At 64.3% G+C, this 26942-nt stretch carries 24 protein-coding genes; 15 read left to right on the forward strand and 9 right to left on the reverse strand.

Going from position 1 to position 26942, the window contains the following annotated elements:
- Positions 1-5: 5 nt before the first annotated feature.
- From GYH26_RS15635 to GYH26_RS05140, 5 genes are all read left to right on the forward strand, one after another.
- Positions 6-155, forward strand: a complete 150-nt coding sequence (locus tag GYH26_RS15635; protein ID WP_012843474.1) for a lasso peptide — start codon at positions 6-8, stop codon at positions 153-155.
- 54 nt (positions 156-209) lie between these two features.
- Entirely contained in the window at positions 210-365 is a 156-nt protein-coding gene (locus tag GYH26_RS15640; RefSeq protein WP_161540740.1) for a lasso peptide, read from the forward strand.
- A 168-nt stretch (positions 366-533) separates the two neighbouring features.
- Positions 534-752: a hypothetical protein gene (locus GYH26_RS05130; protein WP_161540741.1), complete on the forward strand. Its 219-nt coding sequence runs from the start codon at positions 534-536 to the stop codon at positions 750-752.
- Positions 753-832: 80 nt separating this feature from the next.
- The gene (locus tag GYH26_RS05135) at positions 833-2713 is read left to right on the forward strand and encodes an ABC transporter ATP-binding protein (protein ID WP_161540742.1); all 1881 of its coding nucleotides are present in this window, start codon (positions 833-835) and stop codon (positions 2711-2713) included.
- A gap of 18 nt (positions 2714-2731) precedes the next feature.
- Positions 2732-3055: a lasso peptide biosynthesis PqqD family chaperone gene (locus GYH26_RS05140; RefSeq protein ID WP_161540743.1), complete on the forward strand. Its 324-nt coding sequence runs from the start codon at positions 2732-2734 to the stop codon at positions 3053-3055.
- Here the strand turns inward: GYH26_RS05140 and GYH26_RS05145 are convergent.
- Entirely contained in the window at positions 3043-3819 is a 777-nt protein-coding gene (locus tag GYH26_RS05145) for a T9SS type A sorting domain-containing protein (protein WP_161540744.1), read from the reverse strand. The genes GYH26_RS05140 and GYH26_RS05145 overlap by 13 nt on opposite strands.
- Before the next feature lie 223 nt (positions 3820-4042).
- On the opposite strand from GYH26_RS05145, the gene GYH26_RS05150 reads away from it, so the two are divergent.
- Positions 4043-4936 (forward strand): DUF4097 family beta strand repeat-containing protein, encoded by an 894-nt coding sequence (locus GYH26_RS05150; protein WP_161540745.1) that lies wholly within the window; start codon positions 4043-4045, stop codon positions 4934-4936.
- 385 nt (positions 4937-5321) lie between these two features.
- On the opposite strand, the gene GYH26_RS15045 is transcribed toward GYH26_RS05150, so the two are convergent.
- From GYH26_RS15045 to dnaG, 3 genes are all read right to left on the reverse strand, one after another.
- On the reverse strand, positions 5322-5477 hold the full coding sequence (locus tag GYH26_RS15045; RefSeq protein WP_174238070.1) for a hypothetical protein: 156 nt from the start codon (positions 5475-5477) through the stop codon (positions 5322-5324).
- A gap of 26 nt (positions 5478-5503) precedes the next feature.
- Complete coding sequence (locus GYH26_RS05155; protein ID WP_161540746.1) at positions 5504-8038, reverse strand: hypothetical protein; 2535 nt, start codon at positions 8036-8038, stop codon at positions 5504-5506.
- A gap of 160 nt (positions 8039-8198) precedes the next feature.
- Positions 8199-10058 carry a DNA primase gene (gene dnaG / locus GYH26_RS05160; protein ID WP_161540747.1) on the reverse strand — a complete coding sequence of 620 codons (1860 nt, stop codon included), beginning with the start codon at positions 10056-10058 and terminating at the stop codon, positions 8199-8201.
- A gap of 128 nt (positions 10059-10186) precedes the next feature.
- Between dnaG and GYH26_RS05165 the strand changes: the two genes are divergently transcribed.
- Genes GYH26_RS05165 through otsB form a run of 4 tightly spaced genes read left to right on the forward strand, consistent with a single transcriptional unit; the run spans position 10187 to position 15498 of the window.
- Positions 10187-12448 carry a TonB-dependent receptor gene (locus GYH26_RS05165; RefSeq protein ID WP_161540748.1) on the forward strand — a complete coding sequence of 754 codons (2262 nt, stop codon included), beginning with the start codon at positions 10187-10189 and terminating at the stop codon, positions 12446-12448.
- 3 nt (positions 12449-12451) lie between these two features.
- Positions 12452-13345 carry a DUF4249 family protein gene (locus tag GYH26_RS05170; protein WP_161540749.1) on the forward strand — a complete coding sequence of 298 codons (894 nt, stop codon included), beginning with the start codon at positions 12452-12454 and terminating at the stop codon, positions 13343-13345.
- Between the two features lie 59 nt (positions 13346-13404).
- Entirely contained in the window at positions 13405-14775 is a 1371-nt protein-coding gene (locus GYH26_RS05175; protein ID WP_161542369.1) for a trehalose-6-phosphate synthase, read from the forward strand.
- A 6-nt stretch (positions 14776-14781) separates the two neighbouring features.
- On the forward strand, positions 14782-15498 hold the full coding sequence (gene otsB, locus GYH26_RS05180; RefSeq protein ID WP_161540750.1) for a trehalose-phosphatase: 717 nt from the start codon (positions 14782-14784) through the stop codon (positions 15496-15498).
- On the opposite strand, the gene GYH26_RS05185 is transcribed toward otsB, so the two are convergent.
- Entirely contained in the window at positions 15473-17371 is a 1899-nt protein-coding gene (locus GYH26_RS05185; RefSeq protein ID WP_242006603.1) for a glycoside hydrolase family 15 protein, read from the reverse strand. The genes otsB and GYH26_RS05185 overlap by 26 nt on opposite strands.
- Positions 17372-17600: 229 nt before the next feature.
- Between GYH26_RS05185 and GYH26_RS05190 the strand changes: the two genes are divergently transcribed.
- Both GYH26_RS05190 and GYH26_RS05195 read left to right on the forward strand, forming a co-directional pair.
- Entirely contained in the window at positions 17601-18470 is an 870-nt protein-coding gene (locus GYH26_RS05190) for a sulfurtransferase (protein ID WP_161540751.1), read from the forward strand.
- A 111-nt stretch (positions 18471-18581) separates the two neighbouring features.
- Positions 18582-19019, forward strand: a complete 438-nt coding sequence (locus GYH26_RS05195; protein ID WP_161540752.1) for a SufE family protein — start codon at positions 18582-18584, stop codon at positions 19017-19019.
- Here the strand turns inward: GYH26_RS05195 and GYH26_RS05200 are convergent.
- Positions 19006-19641 carry an NUDIX hydrolase gene (locus GYH26_RS05200; RefSeq protein ID WP_161540753.1) on the reverse strand — a complete coding sequence of 212 codons (636 nt, stop codon included), beginning with the start codon at positions 19639-19641 and terminating at the stop codon, positions 19006-19008. The genes GYH26_RS05195 and GYH26_RS05200 overlap by 14 nt on opposite strands.
- 24 nt (positions 19642-19665) lie before the next feature.
- Positions 19666-20373: a hypothetical protein gene (locus tag GYH26_RS05205; RefSeq protein WP_161540754.1), complete on the reverse strand. Its 708-nt coding sequence runs from the start codon at positions 20371-20373 to the stop codon at positions 19666-19668.
- A 151-nt stretch (positions 20374-20524) separates the two neighbouring features.
- On the opposite strand from GYH26_RS05205, the gene GYH26_RS05210 reads away from it, so the two are divergent.
- The gene (locus GYH26_RS05210; protein WP_161540755.1) at positions 20525-21226 is read left to right on the forward strand and encodes a response regulator transcription factor; all 702 of its coding nucleotides are present in this window, start codon (positions 20525-20527) and stop codon (positions 21224-21226) included.
- Positions 21223-22683: a sensor histidine kinase gene (locus GYH26_RS05215; protein ID WP_161540756.1), complete on the forward strand. Its 1461-nt coding sequence runs from the start codon at positions 21223-21225 to the stop codon at positions 22681-22683. Before GYH26_RS05210 ends, GYH26_RS05215 begins: the two co-directional genes overlap by 4 nt.
- A gap of 57 nt (positions 22684-22740) precedes the next feature.
- Here the strand turns inward: GYH26_RS05215 and GYH26_RS05220 are convergent, their stop codons facing one another.
- Positions 22741-23187 carry an Hsp20/alpha crystallin family protein gene (locus tag GYH26_RS05220; RefSeq protein ID WP_161540757.1) on the reverse strand — a complete coding sequence of 149 codons (447 nt, stop codon included), beginning with the start codon at positions 23185-23187 and terminating at the stop codon, positions 22741-22743.
- A gap of 287 nt (positions 23188-23474) precedes the next feature.
- Here GYH26_RS05220 and GYH26_RS05225 point away from each other — a divergent pair, with 287 nt between their 5' ends.
- Complete coding sequence (locus GYH26_RS05225; protein ID WP_161540758.1) at positions 23475-24707, forward strand: tetratricopeptide repeat protein; 1233 nt, start codon at positions 23475-23477, stop codon at positions 24705-24707.
- A 76-nt stretch (positions 24708-24783) separates the two neighbouring features.
- On the opposite strand, the gene GYH26_RS15440 is transcribed toward GYH26_RS05225, so the two are convergent.
- Positions 24784-26916 carry an alpha-ketoacid dehydrogenase subunit alpha/beta gene (locus GYH26_RS15440; protein WP_161540759.1) on the reverse strand — a complete coding sequence of 711 codons (2133 nt, stop codon included), beginning with the start codon at positions 26914-26916 and terminating at the stop codon, positions 24784-24786.
- Positions 26917-26942 lie beyond the last annotated feature (26 nt).

Genomic DNA, 26942 nt, shown 5'->3' on the forward strand with positions numbered 1-26942 from the left:
CTGCTATGCGTAACACCAAACGCTCCTGGAAGACGCCGGTCCTGGTTGTTCACGGAAAGACGCAGGAAATTACGGCTGGCAGTTGCTGGTATGGGAAGCAGGGTGGGCAGTATGACGCCGACCTGGGTCCTGGCACGCTCAGCGACTGCCGGTAATTCCCGTCTGAAGCAAACCCCATCCCTGTTCACCATAATAGACTGGGTGCTGCCATGAAGGGCGAAACGATCAAGCGGCCCTGGCAGAAGCCGGCACTTGTAATGCACGGCAAGGCCACGGAGGTCACGACTGGTAAGTGCTGGTACGGGAAGCAGGGCGGTCGATATGACGCCGACCTGGGTCCTAGCACGCTCAGCGACTGCCGGTAAGGACACGGGATGTTCTTCGGAGAAAAGGCGTGGTGTCCGTAACGGGCACCACGCCTTTTCTGGTTTGCGCCAGAAGCGCATCTGCGACGCGGAAAAGCACGTTGGTTTTGGAAGAACGCCTGTCTGAAATTTAAAAGCAGTTTCGATCATTCGAAGACGAGGACAACCATGAAGGACGCTGTAGTGCCCAAGAAGTCGTGGGCGCGTCCCACATTGACGGAGTTCGGTTCGCTGGAGACGATGACCGGTTCGGGCTGGGGGCATCCCCCGGGTCTTCCGGGTGGAGGCTGGAAGTTCAAGGGAAAGGGGTGGGGCAAAGGCCGGAATCACTGGTGGCATGACCACTACAACAACCGCTGTCCGGATGACGATCTGAGCGGCCTCTGAGATGGCCGTGCGAAACCGCCCGGGATCCCCCGGCGTCTCACTCCAATGGAATTTTTTAATGTGAACGTCTGCTACTGGCCGTGTCGTGGCGCTGGGTTCTGAAAGAAGCGCGTCTGAAGACGACCTATCTGGTACGGGCGCTGCGACTCATCTGGGAAGCGACGGGCCGCTGGACGCTGCTCTGGCTGCTGTTGCTCCTGATCGGAGGCGTGCTGCCGGCCGCGCTGGTGTATCTGACGAAGCACCTGGTGGATGCCGTCGCGGCCGCCATCGGGGCCGGACTCTCCTGGGAGACCGTGCAGCCCGTCCTGTGGCCGGCCCTGCTGATGGGCGGTGTGCTGCTGCTCTCGCAGGGGCTGAGCGGATTGACGAGCTGGATCCGCACCGCCCAGGCTGAACACGTGCTGGATCATGTGAAAGACCTGATCCACACCAAGGCGGCCGAGGTCGATCTGGCCTTTTACGACAACCCGGACTACTACGACCACCTGGAGCGGGCCAACAGCGAGGCGGCCAGTCGCTCACTTTCGCTGCTGGACAACCTGGGCAGCCTGCTCCAGAACAGTGTCACGCTCGTCAGCATCGCGGCCATTCTGGTGCACTACAGCGTCTGGCTCCCGCTGGCGCTGCTCATCACCACACTGCCCGCCCTGTTCGTCGTGGTGCACCACCACCGGCGCGAACATGCCTGGTGGACGGCCCATACCGTCGATCAACGCCGCGCCGGCTACTTCGACCGCCTGCTGACCATGGCGTTCTTTGCACCGGAGGTGCGCGTGTTCGATCTGGCCGGTCACTTCCGGCAGCGGTACCAGGAGGTGCGCCAGCGGCTGCGAGAAGGGCGCCTGGACCTGATGCGCCGCCAGGCCTGGGCCAGTCTGGGCGCCGGACTGGTGGGCCTGCTGGCCACCGCGCTCGTGATGGTCTGGATGGTGGGCCGGGCCCTGCGCGGGCTGGCCTCGCTGGGCGACCTGGCCCTTTTCTACCAGGCCTTCAACCAGGGGCAGGGACTCATGCGCGCCCTGCTCAGCAGCGCCGGCCAGATGTACGCGAACACGCTCTTTCTGGAGCATCTGTTTACCTTTCTGGAAATTCAGACCGGCCTGCCCGAACCGGAGGATCCGGTACCCGTGCCGCGGCGGCTCCGGGAAGGCATCCGTTTCGAAAAGGTCACCTTCCGCTATCCGGACAGCGAGCGACCGGTCCTCCGACAGCTCGATCTGTTCATTCCGGCCGGAAAGACCGTCGCCATCGTGGGCGCCAACGGCGCCGGCAAAAGTACGCTCATCAAGCTGTTGTGCCGATTTTACGATCCAGACGAAGGGCGCGTCACCCTCGACGGGATCGATCTGCGGCGCTTTTGCCGGCGCGAGCTGCTCGATGCGATTACCGTGCTGTTTCAGTTTCCCGTGCCCTATCAGGACACGCTGGCCCGCAACATCGCGCTGGGCGACCTCAAGGTGCCGCCCACCCGCGAGGCAATCGAACGGGCGGCCCGCAGCGCCATGGTGGACGAAATCGCCCGCAAGCTGCCCCACGGCTACGATACGCTACTGGGCAAGTGGTTTTCAGAAGAAGGGGCCGAACTCAGCGGCGGCGAATGGCAGCGCGTGTCGCTGGCCCGGGCCTTCTACCGGCAGGCGCCCATCGTCGTGCTCGACGAGCCCACCAGCGCGATGGATTCGTGGACCGAGGCCGAGTGGATGGATCGCTTCGGCGAGCTGGTGCGCGGCCGCACCGCGCTGATCATTACACATCGGTTCACCACGGCCATGCGGGCCGATCTGATCTATGTGATGGACGAGGGACGTGTCATCGAACAGGGCACGCACCATCAGCTGCTGGCCCTGAACGGCCACTACGCCGCCTCTTGGCGACGGCAGATGCGGCAACACGACGAACCGGAGGCGTCCGATCTTTCCGCGCAAGTTTTCTTGCCGGGTGCCGATAAAAAACAGTAGCTTTAAAACGGAATACTCATGAGCCGAACGGACACACCGATGGCGCACGCCGTGCTGACGCTGGACACCGTTGTCGTCGCTTCTCCCGAACAGGTCTCGTCAAAACTGGGCGAGGAGGTGGTCATTCTGAACCTTCGCAACGGGGTCTACTACGGACTGGACCCCATCGGCACCCGCATCTGGGAGCTCATCCAGGAGCCGCGCTCCGTCCGTCAGGTGTGCGAGGTGCTGCTCGAAGAGTACGACGTGACCTTCGAGCAGTGCGCCGAAGACGTGCTGGCCCTCATGCGCGATCTGCAGGCACAGGGCCTCATTGAGGCGCGCGACGCTCAGGGCACGTAAACGACCACCTGCTGAAAGCGCCGGGCGCCTGCTTCCAGCTGAACCACGTACAGCCCCGCCGGCAGGCCTTGCGGGCGCCACGCATAGCGATAGACACCCGGGGTCAGCGCTCCTTCGAACAGCCGCGCCACTTCCTGGCCCATCAGATTGTAGACCATGAGGCGGACCCGTGTAGCTTCCGACAGATCCACCTGCAGCGTGGTGTGCATGCGAAATGGGCTGGGGTAGGCCGGATGCAGGCGCGTGGCGTCCGGAAGCCGCTCGTCCATCGGCTCCACCGGGGTGGGTTGTTCCGGCACGATGGCCAGGTGGGCCACCTTGTACAGGGCATTGGGTTGATAGATACCGCGATCCAGAAACACACTGCCCGAAGCGTACTGCACCTCGAGCCGACCGTTATCCGGGCCGAAATGCTGATCCCGTGCCCGATCCCACAGATGTATGAGGATCGTATCGCCCGGTGCAAAACCCTCCTTGGTGTCGGGGGTGATCAGCGGATCGTCGCCCCAGAGCGTCAGCACCAGCGGTTGCTGGCCATCCCATACGGCCACGCCCGCGCAGATGCCCTCCGGCGTGTAGGCCGCCAGCTCGCTACCCGGTGAAATGGGCGCGCCGTCGAGCAACGGCGGCGTTTCCAGCGGGATGGTCAGCGTCGCATTGTTGTCGGTATCCCTGATGCAGTCGGTAAAGAACTGCTGGCCTTTCAGGGGCGAGGCGATCAGCAACGAGAGCGCCAGGACCCAGCTTGCCCACTTCTGGCACATGGTACTACCGTCTGTTTGTGTCGGGGATGGACATCCGAAAACCATCCAATCCGAGTGCCGGGCAGCCGAACGGGGTCGGAGGGCCTCCCTGCGCAGGGCTATCTGCTGATTGCCGGGTGAATGTGAAACCGGCGAAGTAAAAAAGAAGCGGGTGTGGTGTAACCAGACTGTGTTTTTTGCCGTAGCCTATCGCACGACGAAGTACGGTTTATCCCGCGATACAATGCGTCGATCTGTCTGGCTGCTACTGGGAGGATGGCTGTTGCTGGCCGGCACCGTCCGGGCCGAAGGGCTGGCGGAAATCACCGACGTGGTGAAGCGCGCCTTCAAGGCGACCCCGGGAGGGCATCTGGAGCTGGAGATGGACCGGGGGAACGTGGAAATTTCCACGACGGCGGAATCAGCCGTTTACGTCGAAGTCATTCGCACGCTGCAGACCGAGCGCCGCGAAGAGGCCGAACGCTTGCTGGAGGGCCATCAGCTTACGTTCGAGCAGGAAGGCGAATCGATCTACATCAAATCGCAGCTCTCCGAGGACGGAAGCTGGCGCTTCTGGAAACGCAAAGACATCCGCATCCGGGTGGAAATCCGCATCCGGGTGCCCCGGCGCTTCAACGTGGCCTTTACAACCGGCGCGGGCAATGTGGACCTTCGCGATCTGGAAGGCACCGTTGAAGGCGAAACCGGCGCGGGGAACGTGACGCTGCGCAACCTCCGGGGAACCGTGCAGATCAGCACCGGGGCCGGTAATGTGGAGGTGACGGAGCTGGAAGGACACCTGGAGGCGGAGACGGGCGCCGGCAACATCACGGTGAAAGGACTGCGGGGAAGCGCCGACGTGGAAACCGGCGCCGGCAACATCACGGCCGAATTTGTCGCCCCGCCCGAAAAAGACAGCCGCTTCGAATCCGGGGCGGGCAACGTGACCGTCTTCGTGCCGGCCCGGACCGGGTTCGTGCTGGACGCTTCCACGGGGATCGGCTCGATCAGCTCCGACTTCGAAGTGCGCATCGACCGCGACTGGATCAGCGCCGAAGCCCGGGGGACGGTCAACGGCGGGGGGCCGACCCTGCGTCTGGAAGCTGGCCTGGGTAATGTTTCGCTGCGTCGGCTATGAGCGACAGGCCGGACCCGGGGCCGCTGTGCGATTCCCCGGCACATGGGGCCTGTGCGTGACATTCCATAACCACGCCTGGCTGAAACACGAGCGCCCACGATGATGCGCCCCGACAACCCCATTCCCACCCCGTAGAGGGGGACCGCCGTGGGCGCCCTGTGGTAGCTGCAGATCACGTACGGCATAGGGGGCGTGACGCCACCAGGCACCAGTAAATCAGCGACCGCATTATTGCCGCCCTGAGCAAAATTCCATCACGCTTTCGGAAGCGGAGCAGGCGGCGGATAGCCTGCTCCGCTTCCGTCATGCCCCGGCGGGCGATAGCTCAGGGAGTGCGAGGCACGCCCGCCCAGAGGGTGCGATGAGCCAGGAGCCCTTATCGCCTTTACGAGAAATTAAATGACCCGCCCGTCTGTTCGGTCAGGCGTCCCTGATATTCCAGACGCGGCGGCTCAAAGGAACGGCGCCGGACGGTTTCGTCGCGATGGACGGCCGTATGCTGTGGCGTCGGGGTCGATGTATGCAGATCCAGCGCTTTCATGTTGATCCTCTGGTTATATGTGAAACTTACCGAACGAACGTCAGCAGCTGTGTATGCCGGTGGTAGTTGCCGTCGGCTTCGCGGATTTCCAGGCGCAGCAGGTAGGTGCCGCCCGAGAGGCCGTTCGGCTCCCATACGAGCCGATGCGTGCCGGCCGGCAGTTCCCTGTCGGTGATTCGGGCCACCTCACGTCCCAGCAGATCGAACACCCGGGCCGTCACGCGGGCCGTCTGCGGCAGTTCGACCGCAAGCGTCGCGCGGGTGTGGAAGGGATTGGGAGCAGCCCCGTGGACGGCAAACGTCGTGGGCAGCGCGTCCTGGAAGCTGAAGTGCGGGTCCAGGTGTGCCTCCAGCGTGCCGTCCGACTCGGAGGGACAGACCGTGGACACCTGCAGGAAGAACTGATTGGTGGGGTCGTTCGTGTCGATCCGCTGATAGTAGGCCCAGGCTTCGGTAGGTGGCTGGCCTCCGCCCGTGTACTCCCAGACGCCCGGCGAGGTCTCGGTAAAGACCGAATTGCCGTCACCGTCCGTCACACCTACGAGCTGCAGGTTGACGTTCGGCTGGAGCGGGCTGTTCTGCACCACCAGAATGCCGTCCGGTCCCAGAATCTGTGCTCGCCCGGTGCTGGAGTTCAGCTTCTGGAGCGTGCCCAGCGTGGCCAGCGTGCAGGTGCCTGTGGGGCCACCACAGCCCTCGATGTCGGCATGGGGTTCGGTGGCGAAGGGGCTGGTCTGGACATTGCCGAACACATAGTTGCCTTCCGTAAACGTACCCGTGAAGAACACGGGTCCCGTGGGCTGGCCCCACCAGACATTCACCGCCTCCACCGTGGCATCACTGACATTGGCCAGGCCGAAGCCATAGGTGCCGTTGTATTCGACCGTGCCGTTGTTAACGATGCAGTTGTACCCGACATCGATCCAGGCGTCATCCGGCACGTCGTAGATCAGCACGCCGCCCCGGGTAGCGTAACTGGTGGGCGTGTTGTCTTTGTAGAGGTAGCGGTCCGGCTCGTTGCCGTTATTGACGATGGCACTGCTCACGATCGAAAGTCCCCAGCTCTGTCCCACATTGCCACCGATGGCCACGCCGATGCTGTTGCCAGCAAAGTAGCTGTCCTGGATCACCACGTCATCCACCGAAGCATTACCGTAGTCGGCGCGGCCCTTGATGTGGAGGCCTTCGCCGATGGAACCGGTAACCGTCACGCGTTCGAAACGCAGCCGCTCGTAGCTGCCATATTTCAGGTTGATGTCGATGGCCTCGGGATAGGCGCAGTCGGCATCGGCGGCCGTTCCGCTATGCTGGACTTCTACGTTCAGGAAGTGCGTGCGGGAGAGCTTCTCGGCATAGACGGCCTTGCAGGGGTTGTCATAAAAGCCCGTGTTAAAGATGTTCAGGTACCGTACATAGGTGCTTCCGGTGGCGTCGCTCCCGTGGGTGGTGTACAGGCCGCTGTGTCGGTTCTGTTCGAAGAACGAGCCGTTGATTTCGCCACCATCGAGCGAGCCCCGGATGCGAATGCCAATGAAGTTGCCGGCAAAATAGGAGGTGTAAATATTCAGCGTGGTGACGACCGCGTCGTTGTGAAGATCCAGCCCATGCCCGTAGGGACCGGCATTGACCGATTCAATGTTGCTAAGGGTCAGGTTGGAGATCACCGAGTTCGTGTAGAGGTTGGCGTTGGTGGCTCCGGTGATGCAGAAGTCGGCCAGATACACATTGCTGGCTGTGATATTGATGCCGATGGCATTGCCCGAGACGTCGATCACCACGGGCAGGCTGCAGCCGACGCTCTGCGTGCGGCGAGGCGCCGGGCGGCTGCGCGCGCGTTTGGCCAGCCAATCTTCCAGCATACCGATCAGGGAAATGGGACGGTCGATGGTGATGGATTCGGTATAAACACCCGGAGCCAGTGTGATCTCATCGCCCGGATCGGCATTGTCGATGGCTTCCTGAATCGTCTCGTAGCTCAACCCTTTCGTTTCGTTGACCACCGGGCGGCTGATCAGCGTCTGCCCTGTATTCGGATCGCCCGGCGAAGCGGTTGCGATAACCCATCCTGAAAACTCATCGTATTCCGAGCCAGAGCCAATCAGTTGCAATGATTCAGACGAGGAACCCGTCCCATCTTCGGCGACGCCGATGTCGGTTGAAGTGGTGCCGGCGGCGCAGCCATCGGTGGCGGTGAAAGCGCCCTCGTAGCTGAGAAACTGGATCACGTTGCCCTGGTAGCAGAGCGCCAGCCCGTCCGGCGTGCCGTTCTGAATGCTCGCGATGTACTTGTAGTAGAGCGTGTAATTGCCATCGGTCACCCCTTCGGTGAAGGTGTCGAGCGAGTGGGTGCCGTAGGCCTCACCGTTGGCGCCGTTGTAGAGGACCAGTGTAAAATCGCTCAGATCGAACGATCCGGCATTTTCGAGGACGATTTCGACGAATTCGTTGGCGTCGGCACCGGCGTTGTCGTAGTGGAATTCGTTGATCCAGGCGTTCTGGGCTTGCGAGGCCGGAAGCAGGAGCAGGATCAACCCGGCCGTAAGGAGTAGCCGTCGCATCATCGTACCTTGGGAGTTTGGGTGAGTCTGTCCCGAATCGCGGCCGTCTTTTGACAAGTCGGGTGCTAACGGCCACGGATACCTGTCGCTCAAAAACTTGAAGGCATGCGGAATATGCGGGAAGGCGAAATGGCAAAAAAGAAATGCGCCAATGGCGCATGAGTCAGTTGCGGGGCAGCAGCTCCGGATTAAGAAAGGCGCGGCGTTCGATCTGGCGGCGGAGTTGCAGGATGTGGTTCAACCGGGCGATGATCTCGCGCACACGCGCTTCGTCGTGGCGGGTGCGCAATTGCTCCTCTTTGAGCCGGTGGATCATCTCATCGATGCGCTGGAGCTTGAGGCGCACCATGGCGTCGGCCGCCGCCTCGTAGGCCCGGTCGCGCAGGCGGGGAACCGAAATGCCTTTGCGCTCCCAGTTCTCGGAGGGTTCGTAGGGCTCCATGAGCGCCTCGACGGTCAGGCGCTGCAGTTCAGGGCCATAGCGTCCCTCCAGAAAAGGCCGGGCATCGACGGCGCCGGCTTCGTACTGCTCCAGCAGGCGAGCAATGAGCTGCCGGGGCGGACCTTCGGTGAACTCCTCCAGGGCCATGTGGCCCAGTACGAAGGCGACCATTGGCCGGCCTTCTTCCAGCATCAGGCGCACGAGCAGGCGCTCGGCCTCGTGCCATGTCGGCGCAGCCGGCGGCGGGGTGGAGGGCGACGGAGCGGGTGGCGACGCCTCGCGGGAAGAAGGAGTGAGCTGAGCCTCCAGGATCTCCAGCAGACGAACCTGCTGGATGCGCAACAGCTCGGACGCGCGGCGCACGTAGGGCTCGCGCAGCAGCGGGTCGGGCAGGCGCGCAATGGCACTCACGATGGTGCGGGCCACCTCGGCCTCGCCCTCGGGCGTGTCGAGTCGTCCCTGACGGCGGGCCAGCTCGTAGTGAAAGATGACGAAGTCGCGGCGACGCTGCCGCAGATATTCCTGAAAGGCCCGGGCACCTTTCGCCCGCACGAACGAGTCGGGGTCCTCGCCGGGGGGCAGCGACACGACGTAGACGTTCAACCCGCGCTCCAGAAACAGTTCGATACTGCGCAGCGCCGCCTGCTGGCCGGCCGCGTCGGCGTCGAAAAGCAACACCACGCGACGGACGTAGCGCGCCAGCAGCCGCGCCTGATCAGGGGTGAGTGCCGTGCCGCTGGTGGCCACCACGTGCTCGATGCCGGCCTGATGCAGCGCAATGACGTCGGTGTAGCCCTCCACCAGGATGGCTTCTTCCTGGGTGCGCAGGGCCTGGCGGGCCTGGTAGAGCCCGTACAGAATACGGCCTTTATGATAGACGGGCGTTTCGGGCGTGTTGATGTACTTGGGCTGCTCGGGATCGGGCTCCAGCAGGCGTCCGCCAAAGCCCACCACGCGGCCCGTGTGCGAAAAGATCGGAAACATGAGGCGGTGGCGAAAGCGGTCGTAGTAGCCGCCCCGCTCCTTGCGCGGAAGCACCAGCCCGGCCTGTTCGAGCACCTCGGGACGAATGCCGGCCTCGGTGGCGGCCTTCAGCAACGCATCCCAGGCATTGGGCGCATAGCCCAGCCCGAAACGGCGGACGGCTTCCGGATGAATGCCGCGTTGTTTCAGGTAGGCGCGGGCGACCTGACCGGCTTCTGATTGCGTCAGCTGTTCAAAATAAAATCGGGCCGCAAAGCGCAATGCATGGTACAGGGCCGGGCGCGGATCGTCGGCCTCCTCTTCGCCGTCGGGGAGCGGAATGCCGGCGCGTTCGGCCAGCATCCGCACGGCCTCCACAAAGCTGACGTGCTCGATCTGCTGGATGAAGGCGAACACGTCGCCCCCGCGCCCACAGCCGAAGCACTTGAAGATGCCCAGATGCGGATTGACGCTGAAGGAAGGCGTTTTTTCTTCGTGGAAGGGGCACAGCCCGAACCAGTTGGCCCCCCGGCGGCGCAGCGAGACGTACTCGCCCACAACCTCGACGATGTCGACGGCTGCGCGAATGGCTTCGATGGTTTCCTCCGGAATGCGCATGGTGTGGGCTGTAAAAAACCGGACCCGAGATGTACGCCGGAGCATCACCACGGGTCCGCTCCGACGTGCAACCGGAATGGAGTCCTCTTCGTCAAAGGAGCCGGCGCTGCTGACCTACCGACGTGTCTATGCATCGAATCTGCTGGCCTGTGCTGATCGGGCTGCTGCTGGTCGGAGGTGTCCGGGCGCAGCCGGCCACGATCAGCGGGTTCGTGCGGGATGCCACCACGGGCGAATCGCTCATTTTCGCGAACGTCGTGCTTAAAGGCACGCCCTACGGCACGGCCACCAACGCGGCCGGCTTCTACTCGCTGACCGGGATTCCACCCGGCACCTACACGCTGGCCGTCTCCTATCTGGGGTACCGTCTCTTTCAGATCGAACTGACGCTGCAGCCCGGCGAAACCCGACGTCTGGACATTGAACTGGAGCCGGAGCCGTTGACCACCGGCGAGGTGGTGGTCACGGCCGAACGGGAGCTCGAAGAAGCCCGCAACCTGAGCGTCACGCAGGTCGAAACCCGCCTGGTGCAGGAACTGCCGGCCGCCTTCGAGCCGGATGTGTTCCGAACGCTGCAGTTGCTGCCCGGCGTCAAGGCGGCCTCGGATTACTCCAGCGGCCTGTACGTGCGCGGCGGTAGCCCGGACCAGACGCTCATTCTGCTCGACGGCACCACGGTTTACAATCCCACGCACGTCTTCGGCTTCTTTTCGACGTTCAATCCCGACGCGATCAAGGACGTTCGCCTCTACAAAGGTGCCTATCCGGCGGAGTACGGCGGCCGCCTCGGCTCGGTGCTCGACGTCTACAACAAGGACGGCAACCGCAACCAGACCCGGGGCAGCCTGAGCATCGGGATGCTGGCCTCACGGCTGATGCTGGAAGGCCCGTATCGGTGGGGCTCCTGGATGATCGCTTTTCGGCGATCGACGATCGAACCCTTGCTGGCCGTGCTCCGCAGTCAGAACGTCGAGGGCGCCCCGGACCGCTTCTACTTCTACGACCTGAACAGCAAACTGAACATCGACGCTTCGGCCAACGACCGGCTCTCGCTGGCCTTCTACGCAGGGACCGACGTGCTGAAGCTGCCTTTTCTCGAAGATAGCCAGGTGCGCGTCGCCTACGGCAACCGGACGGCCACGGTGGGGTGGACGCACCTGTTCTCGGAGCGACTGTTTTCGAGCTTTCGCTTGACCGGCTCCTACTACTTCAGCCTGCCCACGTTCGAGCTGGCCGGGACGCCCTTCGAGCGCACGAACACGGTAACGGACTGGTCGGTGCGCGGCGACTTCGAATACTTCCCGAGCGACAAGCACGCGCTGAAGCTGGGCTACTGGGGCGGGCTGTTTCGCTTTCGCCTGCAGGATCGCTTCGACGAAGAAGAAGGCCTGCGGGCGTCGATCGATGCGCTCTACGGGGCGCTCTACCTGCAGGAGACCTTCCGGCCGTCGCCCTTCTGGGTGCTGCAGGGCGGACTGCGGCTGAGCTATTTCGGGCGCGGGCAATACGTGCGGCTGGAGCCGCGTCTGTCGCTCGAATACCGGCCCCGGTCCAACGTGCGGCTGCAGGCCGGCTACGGCCGCTACTACCAGTACCTGACGCTCATCTCCAGCGAGCTGATCACGGCCTTCGACGTCTGGCTCACCGTCGACGAAGGGGTGCGGCCGGCCTGGGGCGATCAGTTCGTGCTCGGGACCAAGTGGGAGCCGCTGGCCGGGGTGAACGTGGAGCTGGAAGCCTACTACCGCACGATGCGGGCGCTGTTCGAGTTCGATCCCTTCCTGCCCGACGTGGCCGGGCTGTCTTACCGCGAGCTGTTCCGGGTGGGCGATGGCTACGCCTACGGGGTGGAGGTGCTCTTGCAGCGCTCGGTGGGGCGCCTGACAGGTCTGCTGGGCTACACGTGGGGCCGCACGCGCCGCCGCTTTCCGGGGGTCAACCTGGACGAACGCGGCCGCCCGCAGTTCTATCCGCCCAAGTACGACCGGACGCACGACCTGAGCCTGGTCGTCAGCTACGACCTGTCGCGCCACTGGCGGCTTTCGACGGTTTTTGCCTATGCGACCGGGCAGGCCTATACGGAGCCGTCGGGTCAGTACCGGCTCACGCACGACCCGTTCGGCACGGACACGCGCAGCGTGATCCTGACGCCCGGCTACAACAATGCCCGCCTGCCCGCCTATCACCGGCTCGACGTGGGACTGACGCGCCGCGGGCGATTTTTCGGCCTGGCCGACTACATGCTTCAGTTTCAGGTGCTGAACGCCTATGCCCGGCGCAACCTGTGGTTCTACTTCTTCGAATTCGAGCGGGAAGGAACGGTCAAGCGCAACGAGGTGCCTCAGATTCCGATCCCGCTGCCCAACCTGTCGTTCACCTTACGGTTCTGAGCCATGCCGCGCGCTCTCTGGCTGGTATTGATTGGCATGCTGGGATGGGCGGCCTGCGATCAGGTCGAACCCGTCCGATTCACGCCCGAGTACGTGGTCGAGTCGTACCAGATTGCGGGCGAGCCGCTGCAGCCGGTCTGGCTGACGCGGACGCTCCCGATCGAGGCCGTCTACGTGCCCGACTCGGTGCGGGTGCGGGGCGCGCAGGTGCGCATTGCGTTGCTGGACGAACAGGGCTTGCCCGAGCGGTGGTATCCGTACGAGGAACACCCGGATTCGCCGGGCTACTACGTGCCCGTGCCGCTGGTGCGTGAGGCGCGGGTGCGGCCGCTACGCACCTACCGGCTGGAGGCCCGTATGCCCGACGGCACGCTGCTGACGGCCGAAACCACGGTGCCCGATACGTTCCGGGTGCTGGGGGCGAATCTCGACGCGGTGCGCTACCAGAGCGAGGTGCGTCTGGAGCTGATCATGACGCGCAGCGAATATCCCGGCCGCCAGGCCGTCTACATCATCACCACCGAGGCGCTGGAACCGACCGAGGAGAATCTGACGCCTTTCGGCCGGGCGCTTTACGAAGACAGCACCTTCACGCTCGAGGAGCTGCGCGTGAGCGGTTCGCCCATTCTGAACGAGGCCAACTACACGGAATTGCCCGACGGTACGCTCCGGTTGCAGCTCCCCTGGCTGGCCGTGCTTTTCTACGGGCCCAATCGGGTGACGATCAGTGCGCTGGACGACAACCTGTACGATCTGATCCGCACGCAGAGCGTGCAGCAGGGCGGTTCGACACTCTCGCCCGGCGAGATCCCGGCCGTGCTGGAACATGTAGAAGGGGGGCGGGGTGTCTTTGGAAGCTATGCGCGGGTCCAGTACACGTTCGTGGTAGCGCGCTGACCCGCCGCTGCGTTGCGTTTCCCGATCTTCAGAAGCATCAGCGAATCAGAACCGTGCGTTTGATCATTGCGGCCAACCGGGCCCCTTTGCGTCACACGGAGGACGAAGGCTGGGTCCCGGCCATTGGAGGATTGGCCACCGCCCTGTTACCCGTGCTGCAGGAGCAGGGGGGTGTCTGGATTGCCATGCAGGAAGACGCAAAGGCGCCGACGCGCCAGCCCTACCCGCCCGAGGCGCCCGACCTGGAAATCCAGCGGATCCCGCTCAGTGCGCAGGAGCGCACGCACTACTACCTGGGGATGTCCAACCGGGTGCTCTGGCCCATCTGCCACTACATGCTGCAGCATCTGGAGCTGGAGCGGGCCTACATGGAGGCCTACCGCGCGGTCAACCGGCGCTTTGCCGAGGCCATCGTACGCGCCTACCGTCCGGGCGATTTCATCTGGGTGCACGACTATCACCTGATGCTGGTGCCCCACCTGGTACGCCAGGCCATTCCCGACGCGAACATCTCGTTCTTCTGGCACATTCCCTGGCCGGCCATGGAGGTCTATCGCATCCTGCCCTGGTCGCGGGAGCTGCTGCAGGGTATGCTGGGATGCGATCTGATCGGCTTCCACGTCGAGGAGTATGTCGAAAACTTTCTGGAAAGCGCGCGCTACCTGCTCGGCGCCGAAATCGAAGACAACCGGGTGCTCTGGGAGGGGCGTGAGGTGCGCGTCGAGGCGCATCCGATCGGCATCGACGTCGCCCGCTTCGAACAGCTCGCGGAGCGGGAGGACGTGCGTCGCGAGGCCGAACGGCTTCGGGAAGAAATGCATGCCGAGTGGCTGCTCATCGGTATCGATCGGCTCGATTACACGAAGGGAATTCTTTCGCGACTGCTGGCCTTCGAGCAGTTTCTGAAGGAGTATCCGGCGTATCACGGCCGCGTCACGTTCTATCAGGTCGCCACGCCGAGCCGCACGCAACTGGAGTCCTACCAGCAGTTGAAACGCGAGGTGGACGAGGCCGTGGGGCGCATCAACGGCTTTTTTGCGCGCGATAGCTGGGTGCCCGTGCACTACCGCTATCGCACCTATACGCAGGAGGAACTCTGCGTCTTTTACCGGGCGGCCGATGTGGCGTTGATTACCCCGCTGCGCGACGGGATGAACCTGGTCACGCAGGAGTTCATTGCGGCCAGTCGGAGTGGCGTGCTGGTGCTCTCGGAGTTGACCGGCGCGGCCCATCTGCTGCGGGAGGCCGTGCTGGTCAACCCCTACGACCGGGACGGCATGGTGCAGGCCATCCGGACGGCCCTGGAGATGCCGGTCGAGGAGCGGATCGAGCGGTTTCGCTGTCTGAAGCGGACCGTGCGCGAGCTGGACGTGCACCACTGGGCCCGCCGGTTCCTCGAAGCCATGCAGCAACGCCCTTCGGAAGTCTGAGCGACCATGACCCTTCCGCCACGCGTCGAAAAGCCGCTGTTTTTTCTGGACTACGACGGAACGCTGGCGCCGTTTGCGCCGGATCCGAAGCAGGCGCGACCGCTTCCGGAAGTGCCCGCACTGCTGGAGGCGTTGCGCCGGCGCCATCCGGTCTGGATCGTCACGGGGCGCCGGCTCGAAGATCTGGACGAACTGCTTCCTGTTCCGCTTCCGGCCATCGGGCTCCACGGGCTGCAACGGGGACAGATCGGCGGTCCCAGAGAATTTGTCGTGCCCGAGGCGGTGCGGCGGGAGCTGGCCCGGCTGCGGGCGGCCATTCCGCATGTGCCCGGCCTCTGGATCGAAGACAAAGGGCCAACGTTCGCGCTGCATTATCGCCAGGCGCCGGACGAAGCGGCGGTGCTCCGGGCCCTGGAGCCCTGGCTGGCGCAGGTGCCCGATACGCTCGAGGTGATCCGCGGCAAAAAGGTGATCGAACTGCGACCGCGCGACGTCCACAAAGGCACGGCCGTGCGGGCCGTGGCCGTGCAGTGGCCGGATCGGACGCCCGTTTACATCGGGGACGACACGACCGACGAGGACGCATTCCGGGCGCTGGCCGAGCGAGGCGTTACGATCAAAGTGGGCGATGGAGCGACCGCCGCCCGCTATCGCCTGCCGGACGAATCGGCCGTGGTGGCCTACCTCCGGCAGTATCTCACCAGCCCTCCTGCACCCGCTTGAGCTCTTCCAGTCGAAAGACGGCGTTGATCAGGCCCAGGTGACTGAAGCCCTGCGGAAAGTTGCCCAGCAGGGCCAGCGTCTCCGGGTGCACTTCTTCGGCGTAGAGACCGAGCGGGTTCATGCGCTCGATCAGGCGGTCCAGGGCAGCACGGGCCCGGCGCAGGTCGCCGGCCAGCGCCAGCACTTCTACCAGCCAGAAGGAAGGGAGCAGAAAAGCGCCTTCAGGACCACCGACGCCGTCGTCGTTCAGGTAGCGATAGAGGAGCGGGAAGGGACCGGCCGCCAGTCGCTCCAGGCAGCGTTGTACGGTCTGTTGAAAGCGCTCGTCGGTGGCCGGTAGAAAGCCGACCAGCGGCATGATCAGCACCGAGGCGTCGAGTGCTTCCGCGCCGTAGTACTGGGTGAAGGCGCCGACTTTCGGATTCCAGGCTTTTTCGAGCACCTCCTCTCGGATCGTATGAGCCTCGCGCTCCCAGGCTTCGACCGGGGCGTCGGCGCCCAGGCGGCGCGCCAGCTGCGCCGCGCGCGTCAGCGCCACCCAGGCCCATATCTTGGAGTAGGTGTAATGGAAGACGCCGCTGCGCACTTCCCAGATGCCCGAGTCAGGCTCGCGCCAGCGGCGGCAGACTTCTTCGGCCAGCGCCTGCAGCCGTTCCCATTCGATGATGGTCAGCAGGCCGCCGTGCTGCTCGTAGCGCAGCGCGGCGTCGAGCAAGCTGCCGTAAATGTCGAGCTGAAACTGCTCGACCGCTTCGTTGCCGATGCGCACGGGGCGCGAGTCGAGGTAGCCCCGGAGCGGCAGCGTGCGCTCGGGCATGCCATGCTCGCCGCGGATCCCGTAGAGCACCCGCAACGGCTGGCCTTCGAGGCACTGGCCCAGCAGCCAGTCCAGATAAGCCGTCCCTTCTTCGACGTAGCCGGCCTGGAAGAGCGCGCGCAGAATGAAGGCCGAGTCGCGCACCCAGGAAAAGCGATAGTCCCAGTTGCGGGAGCCGCCCGGCCACTCGGGCAGCGAGGTGGTTGGCGCCGCCACGATGGCACCGGTGGGTTCATAGACCAGCAGTTTGAGCGTCAGCAGGCTGCGCTCGACGACGTCCCGGTAGCGGCCGTGGTAGTCCAGGCGATCGATCCAGCTTCGCCAGAACGTGCGCACCTTCCACAGCCGCCGATCCGGCTGATAGCTGCTTACCGGATGCACGCGGGCGGCGCCCCAGTCGGCTACCAGAAAGGTATCCTGGCCCGCTTCCATGTGCAGGTGCCCGACGGCCCGGCCGTCCTCCAGACGCAGCGGTATCTCGCTGGAAAGCGCCAGCGTTTCGTCGCCGTGTCGGGCCAGCACGCCGTACGGCGAGGCTTCAAATTCCGGTACCTGCAGCCCGTAATCGAATCGCGGCTCGAAGAGAACTTCCAGATCGACGTGCCCCTCGACGCATTCGATGCGGCGATAGATTTCGGCTGTCGGGGTCCGGCGTCGCTGCATGTAGGGCATGAAGTCCCGCACGCGCACCCGACCTTGCGGCGTGAGGAATTCCGTCACGAGCACATTTGTGCCCTGCTCGTAGCGCTGCCAGGCCCGAAACGGAGCCAGCGGCCGGACGGCAAACCGTCCGGCCTTCGGGTCGAGCAACGCGGCAAACTGGGCGGGGCTGTCGAAGTCGGGCAGACAGGCCCAGTCGATCGATCCGTCGGCGCCCACCAGGACGGCCGTCCGGCTGTCGCCGATGACGCCGTAGGCCTCCAGCGGTTTGTAATCCGGATACTGGCTGGGCTCGAAGCTGAACGACTGCATGTTGAACTTTTTGCTGAACATCGACCGATTGGAGCCGGCCTGAAATGGCAATCCATGGAGACAGGTTTCCGGAATCTTCTTCAAGGCGCGTTCGTTTTTTAGCAGCGCCAAACAGACGTCCGATCCCCATGCGCGCCTTCGGAATGTGTAGCGGCCGTTGCTGTTGTTGCAGGTCACCGAGGGCGACGGTGGGAGGCTGTTGCTCCGCATAAGCCATGTAGGATCTTGTGAAAACTCCCGCGCCCTCGGCTGCTGTCGAGGGCGCTTTTCTTTATGGCAACAGGCAAAGCCGAAATCAAACCGGAGCAGAGCCATGGCAGCGTATGCGCATCCCGAGGTGCTGGTATCGACCGACTGGGTGGCCGAGCATCTGAACGACACCGAGCACGTCCGAATTGTGGAATCCGACGAGGACGTGCTGCTTTACGAGACCGGCCACATTCCCAACGCCGTCAAGATCGACTGGGTGCAGGACCTGCAGGACCCGATCGTGCGGGATTACATCTCGAAAGAAAGGTTCGAAGAACTCTGTGCTTCACGGGGCATCGCGAACGACACGCTGGTGGTCTTCTACGGCGACAAGAACAACTGGTGGGCCTGTTATGCCTTCTGGGTTTTCAAGCTCTTCGGCCACGAAAAGTGTGCGATCATGGACGGCGGGCGTCAGAAATGGATCGCTGAAGGGCGGCCGCTGACCCGCGAGGTGCCGTCGTTTCCGCGGACAACCTACCGGGCCAAAGCGCCGGATCCGTCGATCCGGGCATTCCGCGAAGAGGTGCTGGCCCACATGCGGGCCGGCAAGCCGCTGATCGACGTACGGACGCCCGCCGAGTATCGGGGTGAACTCACGCACATGCCCGACTATCCACAGGAAGGGGCGTTACGGGCCGGACACATCCCCGGCGCGAAGAACGTTCCCTGGAGCATGGCTGTCCGTGAAGACGGCACGTTCAAGCCACGGGAAGAGCTGGAACGCATCTATCTGCGGGAGAAAGGGCTGAAGCCCGACGATGAGGTGATCACCTATTGCCGGATCGGGGAGCGCTCGAGCCATACCTGGTTCGTGCTGAAGTACCTGCTCGGCTTCGAGCACGTCAAGAACTACGACGGCTCGTGGACCGAGTGGGGCAACCTGGTCGGCGTGCCCATCGAGAAGGGCGACCCTGAAGCGGCACAATCCTGAGCGCTATCCCGTTGAAAAAAAAGCCCTGCTCCAGCACTCTTTGGGGCAGGGCTTTTCTGTTGGAGCAAAAACCGTTGGTGACGCGTCTCTGTTGAAAAAACAAAAAAGCTTATGCGAAAGCTGGACGCCCTGCTCGAACTGTTTCAGGAGGCCGAGCCTGCCGAGCGGCTGGAGTTGTTGCTGGACTTTGCCGAGCGGCTGCCGCCGCTTCCGCCGGAGTACGTGCCGTTACGCGATGCCGGGCTGGGTATGGTGCACGAATGCCAGTCGCCGGTCTTCTTCCTGCCGGAGGTGCAGGACGGCCGCGTGCGCATCTATGCCGACGTGCCGCGCGAGGCGCCGACGCCCCGGGCTTTTACGGCAATGCTGGTCGAAGCCTTCGACGGCGAGCCGCCCGAGGTCGTGCTGGAGGCGCCCGAGGATCTGCTCTACCGGCTGGGCATCGCACCGCTGCTGGGCATGCAACGCCTGCGGGGATTGACCGCCATCTATCAGAAGCTCCGGCGCGAGGTGGCCGAAAAGGCCGGTCTCTCGGCTAATCCACGGTGAGCAGGGCCAGCAGTTCGGCCAGCATCATGGCCGTGGCACCCCAGATGCGATAGGAGCCTATCTCGAAAAAAGGCACCATTACGTCCCGTCCGCGAATCGTCCAGCGCTCCCGGCGCCGGCTGGCCGGGTCCAGCAATGCGGCCAGCGGCACGCGCAGCACGGCTTCCACCTCTTCGGGGCAGGGGTGCAGCTCTGGCAGTGGCGCAATGGCGCCGACGAACGGATGCACGCAGAAGTTGGAGACCGGTATGTAGAGCGGCGTCAGGGCACCCAGCAGTTCGATCTGCTCGGGCGGCAGGCCCAGCTCTTCGTGGGCTTCGCGGAGGGTTGTCTCCTGAAGGGTTTCGCCCGGCTCGCGTCGTCCGCCCGGAAAGCCGATCTGACCGCCGTGTTCTTTCAGATGGGAGGGACGCGCGACCAGCAGCAGGTGCGGGCGTTCCTGCTCGGGAAACAGCAGCGCCAGCACGCCGGCCTCCCGACAGGGCTTCCCCTCGATGCGAAGCTGCTCGGGCGTCTGCCGGTACTCCGGCGCCATCTGAAGCTGGGCGGTGGTCCCGGGCAGGGGGCCGGCCAGCCGTCGGCGCAGCAGGGCAATGCACTCGGCGAACGTCGGCGTACGCATACCGCCAGCGTACGCCGGGGATGCTCAGGGGATTCCGGCGGGTTCGAACCGGTAGTCGCGATAGAAAAGCTCCTGCGTGATCAGCAGCGTGTAGCGACGCATGCGCCGGCGCACGGGATGCAGCCAGGTGAGCTGGCGGTGCACGGGCAGATCGCGGCCTTCGATGCGCGCGAAGCGGGTCTGGAGCCGGGCCGGGACGGACATCCGGGGGCCACGCAGCAGCAGCCGACTCTGCACCAGGCGGCCGTCGTCGCGGGCAAACCAGAGCGTGATGCGCTCGACGGGCGGGCGGCCGGGCGGTTGCAGGTCGAGGCGCCAGCAGGCCACCCGATCGACCGAGTCGGCAACGGCCGGCCCCCACGGACGCAGCCCGGCCAGCAGACGAAACGGTGGCCAGCGGTCCAGCAACGGCTCCAGCCAGCGCGGCTTTGGGCGCACCATCCGCGGGAAAGCTTCGGTCGGCATGGCCCGACCGTCCACCTCCAGCAACCGGACCCGGCGCTCCATGCGTTCCGGTGTAATGTGCGCTTCGACGATGAAACGCACGCGGCGCACGCCATACGGAGCGTCGATGACGTGATGCCCTTCCACCTCGACGGAAAGTTGCTCCCAGTCCCGCCAGGCCGCACGCTGCCCGCGCAACCAGGCCGCCCACAGCGTGTCGGCGGCCTGCGCCGCGACGCACGTCGTGGTCAGCAGGAAAAACGTAACGAGATGGAGCACGTAACGCATCGCGGTCCGGTCGCTTCCCACGGTATTCAATGCCGGTGAGCGCTTCGAGATATGGCAGAACTGTGACAAAAGTTCGGCTTCTTTGCAGCGGTGGGACCTTTTGCCGGGGCGATTGCGGTTTTTTAGGCAGGAAAGCAGCCGGTAAAGCAAAATGAGCGCGCGCATTCTGATCGTCGAAGACGATGCGCCGCTGCGGGCGCTGCTGCAGGAGCGACTGGCGGCCGAGGGCTATACGGTCGAGGCCGTTGCCACGGGTGAGGAGGCGCTGCAGGCGCTGGAAGCACGGCCGCCGGACCTGGTGGTACTGGACCTGATGCTGCCGGGTATGGACGGGCTGGAGGTGTGTCGCCGGTTGCGGGCGCGCCATCCGGCCGTGTACGTGCTGATGCTCACGGCGCGCTCGAGCGAGCTGGATCGCGTGGTCGGGCTGGAAGTCGGGGCCGACGATTACGTGACCAAGCCGTTCAGCCTGAACGAACTGGTGGCGCGCGTGCGGGCCGGATTGCGTCGGCTGCAACTGGATCGGGAGACGGCCGAAGAAGCGCCGCTGGAGTTCGACGGACTGCGCATCGATCCGGTGCGACGGCAGGTCTGGCGCGACGGACAGCCCGTACACCTGACCGTCCGGGAGTTCGAGCTGCTGCTGTTTCTGGCCCGGCATCCGGATCGGCCGTTCACCCGGCTGCAACTGCTCCGCGAGGTCTGGGGCATCGACTATCCCGGCTATGCGCGGACGGTCGATTCGCACATCCAGCGACTTCGGGCCAAGATCGAGCCCACCCCGGGCGCGCCGCGTTACATCCGAACGGTCTGGGGCGTCGGCTACAAGTTTCAATCGAGCGAAGAGCCATGAGCAGCTGGCGCGGCTCGGTGTTCGGCCGCGTGGCCGCACTCCTGATCGGTGCGCAGGTGCTGGTGGCGCTGCTGGCCGTCGGGCTGAGCGCCTACTTTGCGCAGACGCGCAGCCGGGAGCTGGCCGCTTCGGGTATTCGGCTCCGGCTCGACGCTCTGGCCGAAGAGATCGAGCGCCGGGCCGATCTGAGTGCAGGCGATCTGGCCACGCTACCCCTTCCGCTGCAACTGGACCTGAGGGCCCGCTTTCCGGACCCCGTATGGCTGGTCGATACGCTGGGGAAGCCCGTCTTTGTCGCCCGGCCCGACTCGGAACTGTTCGGGCCGTATCCGGAAATGCCCCGCGCGCTGCCGACCGCGCTGACCTTCTGGCTTCGTCGGGATACGCTTGTGGTGCATCTGGAAGGCGACGGCTGGGGGATGGCCCCGCTGTACGATCTGGGAGGGCAGCAGGTGGGCGCCGTGGTGGTGTATCCGCTCCGGCGGTCGCTGGCCCGCGAGCTGGCCGGCACGCAGCAGGCCTACTACCGGGCGCTGGCCGTCACGCTGGGCGCGGCCGTATTACTGGCGCTGCTGCTGGGGGCGTTTTTCACCCGCCAGCTGGTGCGGCCGCTTCGCCGGGTGGTCGCCCAGGTACAGCGCATCCAGGCGGGCGACTGGGAGGCGCGGCTCCCGGTGGCGCGCGACGATGAGTTCGGGCGTCTGGCCCGCGCAGTGAACGAAATGGCGCAGGCCGTGGCCCGGAGCATCCGGTCGCTGGAGGAGACCGACCGCATGCGGCGGGAGCTGATGGCCGGAATCGGGCACGACCTGCGCACGCCGCTGGCCGCCCTGCTGGGTTATGCCGAAGAGGCCCGGCGCCTGCTGCAACAGGGCAACACTTCGGCCGTCGCCGAAGCGCTGGCCGTGGTGGAGGAGCGCGGACGCCATCTGCAGCGACTGGTCGAAGCGCTCTTCGAACTCAGCCTGCTGGAGCGCCCCGAACCACCTCTTCAGCTGGAGCCCGTACCGCTGGGGGAGCTCCTGGACGAAACCTTCCGGGCGCACCGACGCCTGTTTCAGCAGGCGGGCCTGACGCTGCAGGCCGACTGGCCCTCGGCGCTGCCCGTGGTGGAAGCCGACGGCGCCCGATTGCGCCGCGTGCTCGACAACCTGCTCGACAACGCCCGGCGCCACACGCCCGCCGGCGGCGAAGTCCGACTGGGAGCACAGGCGACCGACACCGAAATCCGCATTCGGGTGCAGGACACCGGCCCCGGCCTCTCGCCCGAGCAGCAGGCCCGATTGTTTGAACCTTACGGGCGTCGGGAAGACGGCACCTCCCGCGGGCTGGGGCTGCTCATCAGTCAGGCCATCGCCCGCGCGCACGGTGGGCGTCTGGAAGTAACCAGCGCGCCCGGACAGGGCAGCACCTTCACGCTGATTCTGCCCCGGCGCGAGGTGCAGTTCGACGACTGAACAAAAAACGGGGCTACCGGACATCCGGTAGCCCCGCCCTGCCGAAACCTCCACGCCTTAGCTGATCTCGATCCGACGCGCCTTGCTGCCTTCGGCCTTGGGCACGCGGATCGTCAGCACGCCATTCTCGTACTTGGCTTCGATGTTCTTTTCATCGACCGCCTTCGGGAGCGTGAAGCTCCGATAGAAGCGGCCGTAGCTCCGCTCGACCCGGATGTAGTTCGGCTTCTCTTCCTTGGTCTCCGACTTCCGCTCACCGCTGACCGTGAGCGTGCCGTCGTGGTAGGTCACCGACAGCTCGTCCTTGTTCATGCCGGGCACGTCGAGCTGGATCAGGTAGGCATCGTCCGTTTCGGCCAGGTCGGCCCGCGGCACCCAGGTCACCGGCGCCGCCTCTTCGGCCGCTTCCACTTCACGCCCGAAGAACGTATCGAACAGGCGGTCCATCTCACGCTGCAGCCGACGCAGCTCCGTCATCGGCGAAAAGCGAACCAGGCTCGTCATGGCTCCCTCCTCCGTTTGGTTGTCGTTTTCTTTCGAAGGCACCCTGCTATTTATCAACGGCCATGCCATGGCGGAAAATGCGTCAGATTGACACACGCGGACGTAAAAAAGACAAATTCTCGGGGCATCCGCGTCGGTCTTTCTGTCGAAAGAACCGCTTTCTCAAAAATGGGAGAATACCGACGAGCGGTTGTGCCGGAGCCATTCTGTCGTTAATTTCCTCTTTTAGATGAAAAGCCATTAAGGCGCCGAGGTGATCTTCTGTCAACTGTAAAGCCGAGGGCAACATGAACACGATGCAACCTGCCTGGAAGCGTTCGCTCGGGGGGCTGCTGGCGATCGGACTGTTTCTGGTGCTGGCCGGTCCCGGTGGTTGCTCCAGCGATCCGAACATCGAAGGGGCCAAGCTGGACCTCCGCAACAAAGACTACGCGCGGGCGCTGGAGAACGTCGAAAAGGCACTGCAGCGCAATCCACAGAATGCCGAAGCCTACGAACTGAAGGGCCGCATCATCCTGGACATTCTGGCCAACCAGCAGAACCTCGATCCTGAGACGCGTCAGGATACGGTGCGGGCCATGGTAGCGGCCTTTCAGAAAGCCGTGGAACTGGACCCCAAGCTCCAGGAGAGCGTGCTCAATCAGTTGCGCTTTGCCTACGTGCGGGAGTTCCAGAACGGCGTGAATGCCTTCAACCGGGGGCGGGAAGACTCGACCTACTACCTGCACGCCGCCTCCTACTTCGAGAACGCCACGATTATCCAGCCCGACTCGGCCGGTGCCTACGTGAACCAGGCGTTCTCGTTATTGAATGCCGGCCGTCAGGCCGAGGCGATTCCGCCGCTGGAGACGGCCATCGCCAAAGGCGAAAACTCGAAGGATACCTATCTGATTCTGGCCGACCTGTACCGGCTCCAGCAGCAGCCGGAAAAGGCACTGGAGGTGCTGGAAAAGGCCCGTGAGCTGTACCCGGACGATCCCGAGGTGCAGTCCCAGCTCCTCAACGCCTATGTGCAGGCCGGCAAGGTAGAGGAGGCGATGAACGTCTATAAAGAGGCCGTGGAGAAGGAGCCGGACAACAAGCTTTATCGCTACAATTACGGCTCGCTGCTGCTGGAGGCCGGCCGTTACGATGAGGCTATCGAGCACCTGAAGAAGGCTACCGAGCTGGATCCAGAGTATGCCAACGCCTTCTACAACCTGGGGGCGGCCTATATCAACAAGGCAGTGGACGTGAACGACCGGGCCATCGCGCTGGACGATAGTCTGCGCGCAAATCGGAGCAAGCTTTCCAGAGAGCAGCAGCAACAACTGGAGGGGGAAATTGCCCGGCTCGTTGAAGAGCGTCGGCAACTCTTTACACAGGCGATTCCGCCGCTGGAGCGGGCGCGCGCGCTGATGGAAGTGCGTGGCGAGAACGTGCAGCCGATCTGCCGGGCACTCTTCCAGGCCTACGTGCAGACCGACCAGACCGAAAAGGCCAAGGAAGTCGAAGCCTGCGCCGGGCTGAACGACAACTGACCGGTTAGATTCCGCGCAAAACAGAAAGCCCGAACCGACACGGTTCGGGCTTTTTTATTGACAGGCGGGCCGGTTGTCAGTAGGCCAGCAGCGCCCGCGCCGCCCGCAGGATGTCTTCGTCCTGTGGCAGGACCGCTCGCTCCAGCGGATCGGCAAAGGGGATGGGCGTAAAGGCGCCGGCCACGCGCTGCACCGGCGCATCCAGGTACTCGAAGGCTTTGGCCGCAATCTGCGCGGCGATCTCGGCCCCGAAGCCGGCAAACTCGTGGTCTTCGTAGACCACCAGCACGCGGTTGGTCTTGCGGACCGAATCCAGGATCGTGTCGATGTCCAGCGGGATGATCGTGCGGATGTCGATGATTTCGATCGAGACGCCGTCTTCTTTAGCCAGCCGGCGGGCGACGCTGACCGACTTGTGCACCATCATCCCGTAGGTGACGATCGTCAGGTCGGTGCCTTCCTGAACGATTCGGGCCTTGCCGAAGGGCAGCAGGTAGTCGGCGTCCGGCTCCGGCGTGCGGGCGGCGGCGGCCCGGTAGAGCGCCTTGTGCTCCAGGAAGAGCACCGGGTCCCGCATGCGAATGGCCGTCTTCAGCAGCCCCTTGGCGTCGGCCGCATTCGAGGGCATGGCGATCTTGTAGCCCGGCATGTGCCCGAAGATGCCCTCGATGTTCTGCGAGTGGCACAGGCCCCCGTGGATGTAACCGCCGCAGGGCACGCGGATGACGATAGGGCACTCCCAGGCGTTGTTCGAGCGATACCGGAAGGGGGCCACCTGGTTGCGGAGCTGCTGCATGGCCGGCCAGATGTAGTCGGCAAACTGAATCTCCACGACCGGCTTGAAGCCGCAGGCGGCCAGCCCGACGGCCGTGCCGATGATAGAGGCTTCGGCCAGCGGCGAGTTAAAGCAGCGGTCGTAGCCGAAGCGCTTGGAAAGCCCCCGCGTGGCCGTAAACACACCGCCTTTCGGGTCGGCCACGTCCTCGCCGTAGACGATCACGCGCTCGTCGCGCTCCATCTCTTCGTGCAGCGCGTGGTTGATGGCGTCGACCATCACCACAGGCGGTCCAGAGGGCGTGCTCTTTTCGTATTCCAGATCGAGCGTGCCCTCGAAGTACACGTAGCGGGTGGCCGTGCTCGGATCCGGGTCCGGTTGTTTTTCGGCCCAGCGGGCGGCCTCATCAACCTGACGGCGCACCGCGCGTCGGATTTCCTCGATCTGCTCGGCATCGAGCAGGCCGGCCTCCTGCAGTGCCTGCTCCATGCGCAGAATGGGATCGAGCTGGCGATCTTTTTCCAGCTCTTCGGGCAGGCGATATTTGGCGTGGTTGTCGGAGGAAGAGTGGGGAAGCAGGCGCACGACGTCGGCCACCAGCAGCACCGGTCCTTTGCCAGCGCGGATGTGCTCGATCGCCGCCCGGGTGGCTGCGTAGGCTTTGAAGAAGTCCGTCCCGTCCACATGGATGCGGGCCAGCCCTTCGTAACCGGCGCCCAGTTTGTAGGGATTGCCGCCGGCCGTCTGCTCTTCGATCGGGACGGAGATCGCGTAACGGTTGTTCTGGATGAAGTACAGCACGGGCGCTTTGATACGGGCGGCCCAGTTAAGCGCTTCGTGGAAGGCGCCCTGCGAAGTGGCCCCCTCGCCGGCCGAGCAGTAGACGTAGGCCTTTTCACCCCGGCGCTGAATGCCCATGGCGAGGCCCAGGGCCGGCAGAAATTGCGAACCCACCGACGAGGAGGGCGTCACAATATTCTTGGCGCGGTCGCTGTAATGGGCGGGCATCTGCCGGCCGCCCGAGTTGGGGTCGTCCGCTTTGGCCAGGTGGGCCAGCAGGACGTCTTCGGGGCGGCCGCCCAGCATCAGGTACGTGCACAGGTCGCGGTAATACATCCAGAACCAGTCGAAGCCCGGCTTCGAAAGCAGGCCGGCGGCCGCCTGGGCGGCTTCGTGACCGGCCCCGCCGATGTGGAAGAAGCCTTTGCCCTGTTTGAGCAGCGTCAGCATTTTTTCATCGAGCCGCCGCGCCAGCAGCATCGTGCGATAGACGCGCAGCAGCGTGTCGGCGTCGAAGTCGGCCGGGCCGACCGGCCGGATGTCCAGATCGCCATCATAGGCCAGTACGGGAAGCTCGGCCACGTGCTGGCCGTTGGCACCTGTGACTGGAAGCGCTTTTTCAAGCGTATGTGCAGCTTTCTTTTTTCGCGGCATAGGTCTCAAGGGTTGGTGCACCACCA

It is taken from the genome of Rhodothermus marinus (assembly GCF_009936275.1).
Taxonomy (GTDB): domain Bacteria; phylum Bacteroidota; class Rhodothermia; order Rhodothermales; family Rhodothermaceae; genus Rhodothermus; species Rhodothermus marinus_A.

Coding starts and splice junctions, on each gene's coding strand:
- GYH26_RS15045 (WP_174238070.1), bottom strand. CDS start 5,477: ATGAAAGCGCTGGATCTGCATACATCGACCCCGACGCCACAGCATACG.
- dnaG (WP_161540747.1), bottom strand. CDS start 10,058: ATGCGCATTCCGGAGGAAACCATCGAAGCCATTCGCGCAGCCGTCGAC.
- GYH26_RS05225 (WP_161540758.1), top strand. CDS start 23,475: ATGAACACGATGCAACCTGCCTGGAAGCGTTCGCTCGGGGGGCTGCTG.
- GYH26_RS05140 (WP_161540743.1), top strand. CDS start 2,732: ATGAGCCGAACGGACACACCGATGGCGCACGCCGTGCTGACGCTGGAC.
- GYH26_RS05145 (WP_161540744.1), bottom strand. CDS start 3,819: ATGTGCCAGAAGTGGGCAAGCTGGGTCCTGGCGCTCTCGTTGCTGATC.
- GYH26_RS05150 (WP_161540745.1), top strand. CDS start 4,043: ATGCGTCGATCTGTCTGGCTGCTACTGGGAGGATGGCTGTTGCTGGCC.
- GYH26_RS05220 (WP_161540757.1), bottom strand. CDS start 23,187: ATGACGAGCCTGGTTCGCTTTTCGCCGATGACGGAGCTGCGTCGGCTG.
- GYH26_RS15635 (WP_012843474.1), top strand. CDS start 6: ATGCGTAACACCAAACGCTCCTGGAAGACGCCGGTCCTGGTTGTTCAC.
- GYH26_RS05205 (WP_161540754.1), bottom strand. CDS start 20,373: ATGCGTTACGTGCTCCATCTCGTTACGTTTTTCCTGCTGACCACGACG.
- GYH26_RS05165 (WP_161540748.1), top strand. CDS start 10,187: ATGCATCGAATCTGCTGGCCTGTGCTGATCGGGCTGCTGCTGGTCGGA.
- GYH26_RS05170 (WP_161540749.1), top strand. CDS start 12,452: ATGCCGCGCGCTCTCTGGCTGGTATTGATTGGCATGCTGGGATGGGCG.
- GYH26_RS05130 (WP_161540741.1), top strand. CDS start 534: ATGAAGGACGCTGTAGTGCCCAAGAAGTCGTGGGCGCGTCCCACATTG.
- otsB (WP_161540750.1), top strand. CDS start 14,782: ATGACCCTTCCGCCACGCGTCGAAAAGCCGCTGTTTTTTCTGGACTAC.
- GYH26_RS15440 (WP_161540759.1), bottom strand. CDS start 26,916: ATGCCGCGAAAAAAGAAAGCTGCACATACGCTTGAAAAAGCGCTTCCA.
- GYH26_RS05190 (WP_161540751.1), top strand. CDS start 17,601: ATGGCAGCGTATGCGCATCCCGAGGTGCTGGTATCGACCGACTGGGTG.
- GYH26_RS05210 (WP_161540755.1), top strand. CDS start 20,525: ATGAGCGCGCGCATTCTGATCGTCGAAGACGATGCGCCGCTGCGGGCG.
- GYH26_RS05155 (WP_161540746.1), bottom strand. CDS start 8,038: ATGATGCGACGGCTACTCCTTACGGCCGGGTTGATCCTGCTCCTGCTT.
- GYH26_RS05215 (WP_161540756.1), top strand. CDS start 21,223: ATGAGCAGCTGGCGCGGCTCGGTGTTCGGCCGCGTGGCCGCACTCCTG.
- GYH26_RS05200 (WP_161540753.1), bottom strand. CDS start 19,641: ATGCGTACGCCGACGTTCGCCGAGTGCATTGCCCTGCTGCGCCGACGG.
- GYH26_RS05195 (WP_161540752.1), top strand. CDS start 18,582: ATGCGAAAGCTGGACGCCCTGCTCGAACTGTTTCAGGAGGCCGAGCCT.
- GYH26_RS15640 (WP_161540740.1), top strand. CDS start 210: ATGAAGGGCGAAACGATCAAGCGGCCCTGGCAGAAGCCGGCACTTGTA.